This is a genomic window from Paenibacillus riograndensis SBR5 (genome assembly GCF_000981585.1).
In the GTDB taxonomy this organism is placed as follows: Bacteria; Bacillota; Bacilli; order Paenibacillales; family Paenibacillaceae; genus Paenibacillus_AQ; species Paenibacillus_AQ riograndensis.
The window spans coordinates 4,864,536-4,878,596 of record NZ_LN831776.1 but is presented as its reverse complement, the minus strand read 5'-3'; the positions used below and the strand labels follow the sequence as shown (position 1 = coordinate 4,878,596).

The following is a 14,061-nucleotide window of genomic DNA, read 5'->3' as shown; positions in this document are numbered from 1 at the left end:
GGAAATTGGTAAAACCTGGTCTACAGTATTTTTAGCAATATCCATAATATGCAAAAAGAACATGGTTATTCTAGATAATCATGTTCTTTTCTTTGAAAGGCAGGGGATATCCATTGAAGGAATACATATGGTTCTTAAAGATCTACTTCAGACATCAGCCGGTGACTATGGTATCCATACTCCTGCTCTACATATTAATGTACTCGCTGCAGCCTCTGGAGCTGCTCCTGATCCAGCGGATCATTGTCAGCCTTGGCCATCAGTCTGAAATTCTTGCCATCGCCGGACTTATCCTCGCCTATATCCTCGTATATTCATTGAAGAATATTCAATATTCTTTTTCGCTCCTGTTCATAGAATTGCTGGAGAACAAAGTCGGTGCAATGCTGCAAAGAAGTCTGTTCGACGCGATTGCCAAGGCAGATTTATGCAAATTGGATCAGGCGGATTATCTGCTTCAAATCGAAAGGGCCAAAGATACGGTATGGTTTAAACTTACTAATGCCGTTAATGACGTGTTTCATTTTCTGGGGTCCGTTGCCGGCTTTTGTATGTCTGCGCTGATTATCGTCAGGCTGGGTGTTCTCTATTTACTGGCATTTATTGTGCTTGGACTGCTCTACAACTATTTTGTGAAGAAAAACACGAAAGAACATATCGATTTGATGAAGAGGCAGGAGCACGAGGACCGCAAATTGAAGTATTTGAGCAATCTTATGCAGGACAGAAGCAACCAGAAAGAAATCAGAAGCTTCAAAATTTTCGATTGGCTGGAAACGAAACGGCTGGGCAAATTTGACGAGATCAGGGACATCGATCTGGCCTTCAGTAAAAAATGGACGGTGATCGGCTGTCTATGGTCGGGGCTGATGATTGGCCTGGAAAATAGCATTTTGATGGTGATGTGTTATGGTGTGGCACTCACAATGCTGACAGTCGATCAACTGATTGTGCTGAGCCAGGGCCAGGGGCAGATCATTGTTGGCATCAATGCCTTTGCGGAGTTTTTCTCCCAAGCCCAAAAAAATAAAATCTATATCAATGAATTCAGAGAGCTGATCACACCTGAGGAACCCGGGATTCCGGCCGGGCCGAACCCTGCCTTAGCCAGAGCCAAAACGGTTATGGAGCTGCAGCATGTGTCTTTCTCGTATGGCGATCATTCCCCTGCATTAAAGGATATCAATCTGCGCGTCGGCAAAGGCGAAAGCATCGTGCTCGTTGGTGAGAACGGCAGCGGGAAAAGCACCTTGGCCAAAGTTATGGCCGGTCTGCTTAAGCCTACTGAAGGCATCGTCCGGAAGAATTGTGCGACCGCCACCGCTGCATTTCAGGATTATGCCAAATTTGAATTCTCTGTACGGGATAATGTCGGTATAGGCGATGTAACCAGTATTAATGACAACGATAAAATCAGAGAAGCAACCATAAAAGGCCAGATCAACCATGTCATTGAGCAGTATCCTAAGCGGCTGGACACGATACTGGGCAAAAAATTCGATGCCGATGGCATCGACATGTCAGAAGGGCAGTGGCAGAAAGTCGCCATCAGCCGGGCGTTTATGCGCGATGCTGATTTTATTATCTTCGATGAACCGTCTGCCTCTTTGGATGCGTTGTCGGAGATTCAGCAATTCAACAATATCGGTAAATATTTTCGCGGCAAAAGCGTTGTCCTGGTCTCGCACAGAATCGGAATCGCCAAGCTGGCCGACAGAATCGTATTTATGAAGCACGGGGAGATCGTAGAAGAGGGCACCCATGCCGAGCTGATGCAGCTGAATGGCGAATACTGCAGTTTCTTTATGAATCAGGCCAAATGGTACGATACGGGAGATCAGGTCATATGAAAAATAAATTGCTGATTCATGTCCGCAACATTATGATGTTCGTCAAGCTGTTTTGCACCAAAGAGCTATACGTTTCACTGGCGCTTATGGCGTTCAGCGCGCTGCTGGCCCCCCTCGGCACCTGGCTGTATAAGCTTTTGATCGATGACCTCGCTTTCGTTCATTCGGCATCCGCTGTGACGCAAAAGCTGGTTGTCATTATCGCCGGTTATACCGTGCTGAAGGTCCTCCTTGAATGGTCTGAGCATATTACGGCACATATCAATAACCGCCTGAAATATAATATTAACCGGGAATTTATCAGACAAGTGAACAAGAAGCTGTCTGTTATTTCGATGGAGCAATTGGAGAATCCGGCAGTCTATGATCTGCTCGACAGGGTGCAGTCCAATGTCAATAAAGGGATATTATCCTACATCAATAACTCATTGTCTGTGGTCCTTCCTGTATTCTCCATCATCTCCTACATTCTGCTGTTGATTAACATCAATCTGTATTTCCCCTTGATCGCGGTGCTCGCTACTGTCCCTTATTTGCTGCTGATGAATGCACAGGGAAAGAAGAGCTATTTTCAAGCCGTTGAACAAAGCAAGCCGCTGCGCCGTTTAAACTATATGTACGATGTGCTGACAAGCAGACGTTATGCTAAAGAGATCCGGATGTTCGGGCTGATTGACTATTTCAATGACCGGACCGAAGAGATCCGGAAGGATGTATGGAAAGAGAAGTTCAAATTGCTGCTGCATTATACGCTGGGAGGCGCTTTTATCGATATATTCCGGAACGTTGCGCTGGGAATCTGTCTGTTGATGACCTGTATAGGCGTTCTAGAGAACCGGATGAGTATTGGTGATGTGATGCTGGTAATCACTTCAATGCAAGCCATAACAGACGGTTTGAGCGGTATGGTCAATAAAATCAGTTCGATGAACAATTATACGTTGTATATAGAAGACATGATGAACTTTTTGGAACTCCCTGAGGATACCGGCAGCGGACACAAAAAAATTGTTGAGTCACCAACGATTCAATTCAAACATGTCGATTTCAAATATCCCAATAGCAAGACCCATACTTTGAAAAATATTGATATCACGATAAATAAAGGCGAGAAAATTGCCCTGGTTGGGGAGAACGGATGCGGCAAGACCACTTTTATTAATGTGCTTCTGGGCCTGTACAAGCCAACTTCAGGTGAAGTATTGGTCGGCGGTGACCCGTTGGCTGACGTGATTGATGATTTCCGGACGATGACGGTCTGCGTATTCCAAAATTTCATCAAATATCAGCTTTCGGTAGCGGACAATATCAAGGCGGGGAACTTCGGAGAAGATTTTCACAAGCAATCTTTGCAGATCTTCAGTATGGATTCCTTCATCGATAACCTTCCGAAGGGGCTGGACACCCAGCTTGGGCAGCTCGAGAATAACGATGTGGAGTTGTCTGGCGGCCAATGGCAGAGACTGGCCATCGCAAGGGCGCTCAGCCGGGCAGGAACAGAAATTCTGATTATGGACGAACCTACAGCCAGCCTGGACCCCAAAGTGGAAACACAGATTTATGAGGAATTCTCGGCGCTGTGTGAAAATAAAACGGCGATAATGATCTCACACCGTTTAGGCGTGACCAGACTGTGCGATACAATCTATGTATTTGACCAGGGGGAAATCTGTGAATTTGGATCGCATGCGGAACTGATGAACCGGAGGGGGAAATATTATCAGATGTATTCGGCACAAAGCTATTTATACGCCTGATTCTTTTGGCATAAAAAAGAATTAACAGGATATAATTGACAATTAGTGACTACTGGAGTAGTATTGACTCATGACTACTTCAGTAGTCAATGCGAGGGAGGCTGGTACATGGAGCTCAAACTGTATGATTCCGAGTTAAAAGTGATGGACATTTTGTGGAGAGAAGGGATGCTGGCGGCAGGTGATCTGGCGGCGATCTTGAACCGGGAAACGGGCTGGAACAGAAATACAACCTACACGGTAATCAAAAAGCTGATCGTCAAGGGAGCCATCCAGCGGACCGATCCGGGCTTTGTCTGCACAGCTCTGATTCCCAAAGAACAGGTGCAGACTTATGAAACGAAGGAATTGATCAACAAAATGTACAATGGTTCGGCGGGGATGTTTTTTTCGGCGTTCCTCAATGAGAAGAACCTGAGCAAAGAAGACATCGACAAACTGAAAAAAATTGTGGAAAGCTTAAGCTGAGGCGGCGATGGTGGATATCCTACGGATGAGTATTTCGGCGAGTGTGCTGATCGTTCTTGTTATCCTGCTGCGGTCTTTGGCTATCCACAAATTACCCAGGCTGCTATTCCTCATTCTGTGGGGAATTGTGGTTGCCAGGCTGCTGGTTCCAGTTTCTTTTCCTATTCTTCCGCAGTTATTCCCCCCGGCTGAAATTGCTGATCCGAACATCAGTGTGAATGCACATACAGCAGCAGTATTCCAGCTGCCCGGTCCAACTGCTCTGAACAACGGGATGCTGACCCGTGAGGTTGAGGTCCCAGCAGATTCAGGCGGGGGGCCGAAGCCGGAGCCGATGCCGGAGCTTCTGAATACCTTGTGGCTCGGGGGGGCTGCTCTATTGCTTATGGCGATAGTGGTGATCTATTACAGAAGCAAAAGGGAGCTGCGGACAGCGCTGCCTCTTCAGGGGAGCCATCCCGTTATCGAAGCCTGGTTAGCCAAACATCCATTGCGTCGGACCTTGACGATATTGACCTATGACCGGATGGATACGCCGATCACCTTCGGAATATTGCACCCGAAGATTATTTTGCCCAAATCACTCGATACCGGCAACGAATCCGCAATGGATTATATTCTCACCCATGAATACATGCACATCAGACACTTTGATGCGGTGTGGAAATTGGCCGCGGCCGCTGTCCTATGCCTGCACTGGTTCAATCCGCTGGTCTGGCTGATGTATCTCTACCTGAACCGGGATTTGGAAATGGTGTGCGATGCAAGAGTGATCCACAAGCTTGGTGCCGAACACAAGGCGGACTATGCTTTATGTCTCTTGGCGGTGGCAGAACAAAAAGGGGGATTCACTCCCCTGTACAGTGGCTTCAGCAAAAATGCGACTAAAGAAAGGATCGTGTCGATCATGAAATTGAAAAAATTGACGGTAATGACGGCAGCCATTTCGCTCGTTTTAATATTGGGAGCGGTGTCTGCATTTGCAGACCAATCCAGCGGGGCAGAAAGCAGCGCGAATACAGAAAACTCTGTTGAAATGAACGCTGTAGAAAGCGAAGGCAACGCCGGCGGGCTTGATTCTGCCGCTGCGTCAGCCTCTTCGCAAGACGGAACAGTGAGCGACTTTAACTACGATGCGCTGAAGGATTATGTGGCCTATGGACTGACGTATGACAAAGCCAAAGACAGATTTTTGTACAATGGCAAGCATATCCGGCTGTTCCTGGACCAGGATCTTAAAAATGAAGGAAAGTTCAACAAATTTTATTTTGACGGGGACGGTAAGGCCGATTTCAAAGTCATCAGGGATAAAGACAACAAGGTAACTAAAATTACTGAAGTGGATGAACATGAACTCCAGGCTTTAGCCAAGGGGTACGGGTTTGAACTTACTCAGGATGGCCTGAAATTTGAAAATGCAAACTAGGCAGTCTCCAGCAGATTACCGTAGGGACTGGCGTAAAATATAAGGTAAGCATTGTTTCTTGAATATACAGGTCATTGCAGGGGGAGTTTTCTATAAACTGCCCCCTTTTTTTTATGAATGTATCCGCTTTGTTGACGCTGCAGGAGAGCAGTTATTATAATCTAGCTATGACAATAACCATTGTATCTGCCAAACTGTTTATCCCCCCGGCCAGGTCAAAATCCGTTGTCCGTCCGCGTCTGCTGGAGCGGCTTAACGGGAGCTTGCAAGGCAAGCTGACCGTCCTCTCGGCCGCTGCCGGTTATGGTAAAACTACACTCGCCAGTGAATGGCTCGCTGTCTGCGGACGCAGAGCGACATGGCTGTCGCTGGATGCGGGAGACAATGATCCTGCACGTTTTCTCACGTATCTGTTCGCCGCTTGCCGGTCAATCGGGGTGAACATCGGGGAGGGTGTATTTGCTGTGCTTCAATCCCCGCAACCACCGCCAGCCGAATCGCTGCTGACGGCACTGTTGAATGAAATTAGCTCTGATTCTGAACCTTCCATACTCGTCCTTGACGATTACCATGTGATTACTGCCGAACCAGTTAACCAAGCCGTTGCTTTTCTGCTTGAACATCTGCCGCCGCAGATGCATCTGGTCATCGCCACACGCGAAGATCCGCCGCTGCCTTTGCCAAGACTCCGGGTTCGGCATCAATTGACTGAACTGCGCGCTGCTGACCTGCGGTTCAACGCCGCTGAAGCTGCTGAATTTCTGGGCGGGGTGATGGGTCTCACGCTTTCCGCTAAAGATGTCATGCTCCTTGAATCCCGCACCGAAGGCTGGATTGCCGGCCTGCAATTGGCCGCTCTCTCCATGCAGGGGCGCAATGACACCACCGGTTTCATCCAATCATTCACCGGCAGCCATAAGTTTGTCCTGGATTATCTGATCGAAGAAGTGCTGCAGCAGCAGCCCGCAAGCATACAGGCTTTTTTGCAGTTCACATCGGTTCTGGACAAAATGTGCGGCCCGCTGTGTGATGCTGTTCTGGGTAAAGACTCCGAAGGAGCATCCCGTTCTACCGGCCAACGGACTTTAGAATATCTTGAACATGCGAATCTGTTCCTCATCCCTTTGGACAACGAAAGACGCTGGTACCGCTATCACCATCTCTTCGCGGATTTGCTGCGGGAGCGGCTGAATCAAGGCTTCTTCCCGTCAGAAGGGGGGAAGGAAAAAACCGTTTCTGAATTACATCTCCGGGCCAGTCAGTGGTATGAGGACAACGGTTTTGAACTTGAAGCGTTTCATCATGCAGCCGCTGCCGGAGATACCAGACGCGCCGCCCGGTTGACAGAAGGTGAAGGGATGCCGCTGCTTTTTCGCGGAGCAGTAACTCCTGTACTGAACTGGCTGCAATCTTTGCCGGAGGAAGAACTGGATGCAATTCCTTCGTTGCGGGTGATGTATGCCTCCGCACTCCTGATGACAGGACGGCTTTCCAGTGTTGAACAGAAGCTGCAAGCTGCCGAACAAGCGCTGCACGGTGCTGTGCTGGACGAGAAAACCCGTGATCTTATAGGACACATTGCCTCCATACGTGCTATGCTCGCCGTCAGCAAACACCAGGCTGATCCTATTGCTGCTGAGTCGCGCCGCGCCTTGGAATATCTGCACCCTGACAATCTGGCGGTCCGCGCAGCGGCTGCATGGACGCTGGGGTATGCTTATCAGCTCCAAGGAGAGCAAGGCTTGGCCGGTGCAGCCTATAACGAAGCCTTATCGGTCAGCAAGAGGATTGGACATGTCATGATCTCGATTATGGCGACGCTTGGCCGGGGAAATATACAGGAAGCCGAGAACCGGTTACCGGCTGCGGCTGGGAGCTATCTGCAGGTGCTGGAATGGGCAGGTGATCCGCCGCTGCCGGTTGCTTGCGAAGCACACCTGGGATTAGCGCGGATTTATTATGAATGGAACGAATGGGACACGGCTTTGATGCATGTTCAACAGAGTATTCTGCTTGCCGGGCAATTTGAGGACAGTGACCGGGAGGTTGCAGGCAAAGTATTGCTCGCAAAGCTGAAGCTTGCGCGGGGAGCGGTGAGCGAAGCGGCCGCGATTCTGGAGCAAGCGGACGATTTCGCCCGCCAGCGTCAATACTGGACACAGATTCCCCATATTGCGGCTGTGCAGGTGCCGGTAATGCTTCGTCAAGGGAATCTGGAGGCAGCCGCTATCCTCGCGGAGCAACACGGGCTTCCCCTTAGCCTGGCCAAGGTAAATCTGGCTCTCGGAGACGCTGCTGCCGCATTGGCGGTGCTGGAGCCGGTGCTAAGGCAAACGGCGGTCAAAGGCCGCCAAGATGAACGGCTGAAAGGCATGATTCTCTATGCGGCTGCACTTTATAAGTGTGGAGATAACTCCGGGGCGGCGCATACACTGGCCGAGGCTATGAGGATTGCTGAGCCGGGCGGATGTATCCGGAGCTTTGTCGATGAGGGGCCGGAAGCCGAAAGGCTGCTGCGCGGGTCAGAGATTCCTGGGGAAATGCTGGACTACCGGAGGAAGCTGCTGGCTGCATTTGCAGCGGAGACACCGGAGACACTGGAGATACTGACCTCCAGCCAAACGGGGGCCTCCCGGCATCATATCCGGCCTGATCAGCCCCTTTTCGAAAAACTGAGCAGGCGGGAGCTCGAAATCCTGCAGCTCATTGCCCAAGGCCTCTCGAACCGCGAAATTGGGGACCGGATGTTTCTTGCACTCAGTACCGTTAAGGGCTATAACCGCAATATCTTTGACAAACTTCAGGTTTCGCGGCGTACAGAGGCGATAGCGCGGGCACGTATGCTGGGTTTATTGTAAGGTCCGCAATTGCTCATCCGCAGCTTTTTAACTAAAACCATACTTAAGTATCTACATGACTTTCCCTGCTGAAGCTATACTGATTGAAAATCGACATCCGGGAGGAAACTCATGAAAGCCATGGTATGCTCAAAATACGGTTCACCGGAAAATCTGCACCTCATAGAGATGGAAAAACCCGTCCCGAAGCGCAAAGATCTGCTGATCAAGGTTCATGCGTCAACTGTTACCGCAGGGGACATTAGAGTACGGACGTTTAAGAGTCCTGTCCTGCTATGGCTGCCAATGCGTCTTGTTTTAGGTCTCAGCAAACCCAGGAAACCTGTTCTGGGTGTGGAATTAGCCGGTGAAGTTGTAGCCGTAGGCAGTGAAGTCACGCGCTTTAAGCCAGGTGACCCGGTTTATGCCTTAACGGGGATGCGCTTTGGCGGACACGCTGAGTATGCCTGTCTGTCTGAAGACGCAATGGTGAGCATCAAACCGGCCAATACGACCTTTGAGGAAGCTGCCTCAACGCTATTTGGGGGAACCACGGCACTCTATTTTCTCAGAAAAGCGAACATCCAAAAGGGACAAAAGGTTCTGATCTATGGAGCATCAGGCACAGTAGGGACCTTCGCGCTGCAGCTTGCAAGACACTTTGGGGCAGAAGTTGACGGGGTATGCAGCACCGCAAATCTGGAATGGGTGAAATCGCTGGGCGCCTCTCAGGTAATTGACTACACGGCTGAAGATTGTACTCAAAGAGGTCAGCAGTATGACATCATCTTCGATGCCGTTGGCAAACTCCCCAAAGCCGGCTGCAAAAAAGCGCTGAAGCCAAACGGATCATACGTCACCGTAGATGGGCAGGGAATGGCCAAGGTACGCCTCGAGGATCTGCAGCTTCTATCAGAATTGATGGAGGCGGGTAACATTAAATCGGTGATCGACCGGTACTATCCGTTAGAACAACTGGCTGAGGCTCACCGGTATGTGGAACAAGGGCATAAGAAGGGCAGTGTAGTCATCAGGATAGGTCAGGGCAGGGGTTAATAAGTATTGAATGAACAAGATCTATTGTCCTCCAAAGAATAGCCTTGGGGGGCAATTTTATTTTATGGGATTCTACCGCAATGTAGTTCTAAGCGGATTACAAAGTAACAAAGTAACACTCATAAAATGAAAATGCTATCATGGATTTTCAGTAAAATGGAGGCACAGCCATGAATGAAAAAAAACCTATTAATTCGTCTAACCTCGTCATTAGAAATGCAGTTGTCGACGACATCGATACGCTGCGCGGCATCTTTCGCCGTGCATCGCTGACAAATGAGGGCGTCCGGGAACTGATCGCCGTTCATCCTGAGTGGCTCCTGTGGGACGACGCGATGATGCCGTTCACTCGTGTCGCTGTTGTTGACGGGCGGGTCGTCGGCTTTGCTTCGGTACGTCCTGTTGATGACTTTCTCGAACTTGAGGATCTGTTCACTGATCCTGACTGGATGCGCCAAGGTGTCGCTAGTGCTCTGATCGAAGACATTGCGCGGCACGGTATGCGTGTAGAGGTGACCGCCAACCCGTACGCGATAGGGTTTTACGAATCCGTTGGCTTTGCCGCTAGCGGATTCGCCAACACACAGGGTGGGCCGGCGCCGCGGATGCTCCTCGATATCACGCGTGCCAGACCTTGAACTCATTTGAGATTTAAAACTACCCAAAAGGAATAGGTAATATCGCCCGAAGACACTAGCCCTTCGTTATATAGAGTGAACTTGAAAAAGTAACAAAAAGGAAAAGGGATGGAGGGGAAGTTTGGAACTGTAGGAGCGGAAGCGTCCGCCTTTGTCTGCGGATTTCCACCGCGAACAGCGGTAACAATCAAGAAATCTGCAGATGGGCAGCGGCCGGAAGTCCAAACATTCACCGGAGTCCCGACGAAGTCCCTAATGTTAATATCTTAAGTTCACTCTATATAGTGTCTTTGTATGCTGTGTAGTTTCAACCTAAGTCTTCATTTTCGACAAGTTGATTTTGGCATGATTGCACATCGTGCAATAGAATGCTTAGAATTGGGCATTGAATCGCCTTCTGCTGCATTTTGTGCAACTGATTTCCGTATATGGAGACAAAAACAGCTTTTTCAGCGAATTCTAATGTACAGAGTGCAACAGATCGAGTTTTTCGACCGGTTTATGGGTCATCTGCTGCATAAAATGCAATAGAATGCGAGCGCTGAGCTAAATTGAAAGAGAGATTAGCATTTATCTTCGCAGGATGCACAGTACTGAAAAGCAAGCCGGAACATAAGCCGCTATACATTCTGGCTCACTTTACATGTGACTTTATATTACATGGTCTTCGAGGTCGTGAGTTAAGAGAGCGTTTTCTAAAAAAAACATGGCGAAATGTGACGAAAAATGACATGAAAGTATAGACAAAATGATTTTCAATCGGTATTATAAGCCTAAATCTACAAACCGCAACGAAAAAGGAAAGAGAGAGGTGGGACTTCAGCAATAATTGTATACAATTATACAATTACACAAATGCACAATGAAGTGCTTAGAGTTAGAAATTGCAATTTAGAGGAGAAGCGCCGATGAGCAGCTCAATGTTACGGACACGCAGGTTGTCCAAGGATAACACCTATTTTGAACTGAAGCAGAAGATCATTGACAATGAACTGAAACCAGGCCAGAACGTGCATGAAGAAAGCCTTGCCGCACTGCTCGGCGTCAGCCGTACTCCCTTGCGGGAGGCGATTCAACGATTGGAGAATGAGGATTTTCTAGTCCGCCAGCCAAACGGCAGGCTGAAGGTAGCGCCGATTACTGTGGAAGAGCTGGAAGAGATCTTTCTTGTCCGCGGCATGCTGGAAGGGCATATTGCCAAAAATGCCGCCAAAAACGCCACTCCGCAAGATATTCAACATATGACGGCGATGGTTGAAAAAACGAATCAATCTCTGTATTTAGGCTCTGATAAGGATGCTCTCCCGTTTGGCTTTGAATTTCATGATTATTTATCGGAAATAAGCGGCCTGCATACTTTTGAAAGAATTCTGAGCCAGCTCCGGGATCACACGCTCCGCTATTGCCGCTATGTCTCCCTGCACGGAGAATGGAATTCGCAGGCCTATGAAGAGCATAGCCTGATTCTGCAGAGGATCGTTGAGCGGGATGAAGAAGGCGCGGAAAAAGTGATGCAGGACCACATCTCGAACAGCTTGTCCACGGCGCTGAAACGTCTAAAAACGGTGGACGAAACCAGAAAGGACTGAGCCACAATGCAAGCAGAATGGAAGATGGACACAAGGATTATTCATGAGAGCCAGTCCCCCGATCCCCTGACAGGCGCCATTTCCCAAAGCGTTATCCCTGCGGTTGCCTATGCGTTTCCTGATGCTGAAACAGCGGCGTCCGTGGTGGCAGGTGAAGCGGAAGGCGTGTATTACGGCAGATACGGGAATCCAACCTCGCGCACGCTGGAGAAAAAGATCGCCGCACTGGAAGGCGGTGAAGACGCGTTGGGGGTTTCCAGCGGTATGGCCGCCATCTCCATCGCCCTGCTTGGCTTCCTGAAGCATGGAGATCATGTCCTGGTAACAAAGGATGTGTACGGCGGCACCTATAACTTCTTAACTTCCCTCGCACCACGTTTCGGTATCGAATGCGACTTTGTTGACTGTACGGATACTGCCGCGATGCTCCAGGCGATTAAGCCCAATACGAAAGCTGTCTATATCGAAACACCCTCCAACCCGAAGCTGACGATCCTTGATATCAAGCAAATTACCCAAGCCTGCAAGCTGCATAAGCTTCCCGTTATAGTTGACAACACCTTCATGAGCCCTTGTCTGCAAAAACCTTTGGAGCTGGGAGCCGATGTTGTGGTGCATAGTGCTACTAAATACATCAATGGCCATGGGGATGTGCTGGCCGGATTCGTTGTAGGCAGCAAAGACGTAATCCGTTTTATGCGAAAAAGGCTGATGGGCGATTTGGGGCAGAATCTGAACGCCTGGGATTCATTTCTGATTCTGAGAGGGATGAAGACGATGGCCCTGCGGGTCGAAAGGCACTGCCGCAATGCCCAGACAGTCGCAGAATTTCTGGAGGCCCATCCTTCGATAGAAAGAGTATACTATCCGGGTCTTGAATCCCATCCCCAGCATAAACTGGCTCTTGCGCAGATGAAAGGCATGGGCGGTATCGTCTCGTTCGAAGTCAAGGGAGGGCTGACAGAAGGGAAGAAGCTGATCAACTCGCTTAAGCTGGCGATGATTTCCTTCAGCCTGGGGGATCCGGAAACGCTGGTGCAGCATCCGGCTTCTATGACCCATGCTTCCATTCCGCAGAAGGAGCGGGTTCAATTCGGGATCACGGACGGGTTGATCCGTGTTTCGGTCGGGCTGGAGGATGTGGACGATATTATCGCAGATTTCGAGCAAGCGCTGGCGGCGTTGTTTCCTTATTCGGAGCAGAACTCCATTTCTAAATAAAATATGGCCTATACAAGGGGGAAAAATGATGCCGGTGAAACTGCAGGATGAAATGATGCAAGCACTGGAGCAACACCTGATTGACGTTCGCAGAAGTCTGCATCGCGAGCCGGAATTATCTTACGAAGAATTTAAGACAACGGACAAGCTGCGGACATGGCTGGCCGGGGCTCATATTTCCGTCTTGGATCTTCCTTTGCCAACGGGGCTTATTGCCCAGGTCGGGCAGAATGAAGGGCCGGTGGTGGCGATCCGCTGCGATATCGATGCCCTTCCGGTTGAGGAACAGACCGGGCTGCCGTTTGCGTCGGAAATTCCGGGGAAAATGCACGCCTGCGGGCACGATTTTCATACAGCGGTCATTCTGGGAGCTGCGATGCTGCTCAAAGCCCGTGAAGCCGAGCTGCCGGGCAAAGTGAAGATTTTGTTTCAGCCAGCGGAGGAAACCGGTCATGGCGCCGAGAGTGTGCTCGCTTCGGGAGGACTGGGCGATGTGGCTGCGATATTCGGGCTGCATAACTCGCCGGAGCTGCCGACGGGAAGCTTCGGAACGAGAACAGGGCCTTTAACGGCGGGTGTCGACCGGTTTGAAATTTCGGTGGAAGGCATAGGCGCTCATGCCGCCACTCCGGAGAATGGGGTGGATGCGATCGTAACGGCAGCTCAGATCATTACCGCGCTCCAAACCATCGTCAGCCGTCAATGCGGTGCCATGGAAACGGTAGTGCTGAGTGTCACCCGGATCAACGGAGGCCATACCTGGAACGTACTGCCGGAACGGGTAGAACTGGAGGGAACCGTCCGCACTTATAATGAAGAAATTCGTGCAAGCATGCCGGAGAAGATCACCCGGATCATTGAAGGCATCGCCGGAGCTGCCGGAGCGAAGGCGCGGCTGCACTGGGCTCCGGGGCCGCCGGCGACGATCAATGACGGCGTCTGGGCCGACTTCAGCAAAGAGATCGCCGGGCAGGCCGGATATGAGGTTCATGATATCCCGCCGCAAATGGGGGGAGAGGATTTTGCGCTGTATTTGCAGCAAATCCCGGGCGCTTTTGTAAACATCGGCACGGGTCCTGCTTATGCACTGCATCATCCGCGTTTCGACGTGGACGAAGCCGCTCTGCTGCCTGCCGCCCGTTATTTTGCGCTCCTGGCTGAGCAGGCGCTGGTACAGCTGAAAGAGCGGGCTTAGCCCCAGAACATTCAATGAAAGGAG

Annotated in this window: 10 protein-coding genes; all 10 read left to right on the top strand. The window is 50.0% G+C overall.

Features of this window, described 5'->3' with window-relative positions; genetic code table 11:
- Positions 1-113: 113 nt before the first annotated feature.
- The 10 genes from PRIO_RS20690 to PRIO_RS20645 all read left to right on the top strand — a co-directional run bounded on the left by PRIO_RS20690 (position 114) and on the right by PRIO_RS20645 (position 14,037).
- Positions 114-1,850 (top strand): ABC transporter ATP-binding protein, encoded by a 1,737-nt coding sequence (locus PRIO_RS20690; protein ID WP_020432469.1) that lies wholly within the window; start codon positions 114-116, stop codon positions 1,848-1,850.
- Positions 1,847-3,607, top strand: a complete 1,761-nt coding sequence (locus PRIO_RS20685; RefSeq protein WP_020432470.1) for an ABC transporter ATP-binding protein — start codon at positions 1,847-1,849, stop codon at positions 3,605-3,607. Before PRIO_RS20690 ends, PRIO_RS20685 begins: the two co-directional genes overlap by 4 nt.
- 108 nt (positions 3,608-3,715) lie before the next feature.
- Positions 3,716-4,075: a BlaI/MecI/CopY family transcriptional regulator gene (locus PRIO_RS20680; protein WP_020432472.1), complete on the top strand. Its 360-nt coding sequence runs from the start codon at positions 3,716-3,718 to the stop codon at positions 4,073-4,075.
- 25 nt (positions 4,076-4,100) lie between these two features.
- On the top strand, positions 4,101-5,501 hold the full coding sequence (locus tag PRIO_RS34000) for a M56 family metallopeptidase (RefSeq protein WP_020432474.1): 1,401 nt from the start codon (positions 4,101-4,103) through the stop codon (positions 5,499-5,501).
- 167 nt (positions 5,502-5,668) lie between these two features.
- Positions 5,669-8,359: a winged helix-turn-helix domain-containing protein gene (locus PRIO_RS20670; protein WP_039790758.1), complete on the top strand. Its 2,691-nt coding sequence runs from the start codon at positions 5,669-5,671 to the stop codon at positions 8,357-8,359.
- A 111-nt stretch (positions 8,360-8,470) separates the two neighbouring features.
- Entirely contained in the window at positions 8,471-9,394 is a 924-nt protein-coding gene (locus tag PRIO_RS20665; protein ID WP_020432477.1) for an NAD(P)-dependent alcohol dehydrogenase, read from the top strand.
- 170 nt (positions 9,395-9,564) lie between these two features.
- Complete coding sequence (locus tag PRIO_RS20660; RefSeq protein ID WP_020432479.1) at positions 9,565-10,032, top strand: GNAT family N-acetyltransferase; 468 nt, start codon at positions 9,565-9,567, stop codon at positions 10,030-10,032.
- Positions 10,033-10,940: 908 nt separating this feature from the next.
- Positions 10,941-11,621 carry a GntR family transcriptional regulator gene (locus PRIO_RS20655; RefSeq protein ID WP_020432481.1) on the top strand — a complete coding sequence of 227 codons (681 nt, stop codon included), beginning with the start codon at positions 10,941-10,943 and terminating at the stop codon, positions 11,619-11,621.
- A 24-nt stretch (positions 11,622-11,645) separates the two neighbouring features.
- On the top strand, positions 11,646-12,842 hold the full coding sequence (locus PRIO_RS20650; RefSeq protein ID WP_020432485.1) for a trans-sulfuration enzyme family protein: 1,197 nt from the start codon (positions 11,646-11,648) through the stop codon (positions 12,840-12,842).
- A 25-nt stretch (positions 12,843-12,867) separates the two neighbouring features.
- Positions 12,868-14,037 (top strand): amidohydrolase, encoded by a 1,170-nt coding sequence (locus PRIO_RS20645; protein WP_269451260.1) that lies wholly within the window; start codon positions 12,868-12,870, stop codon positions 14,035-14,037.
- Positions 14,038-14,061 lie beyond the last annotated feature (24 nt).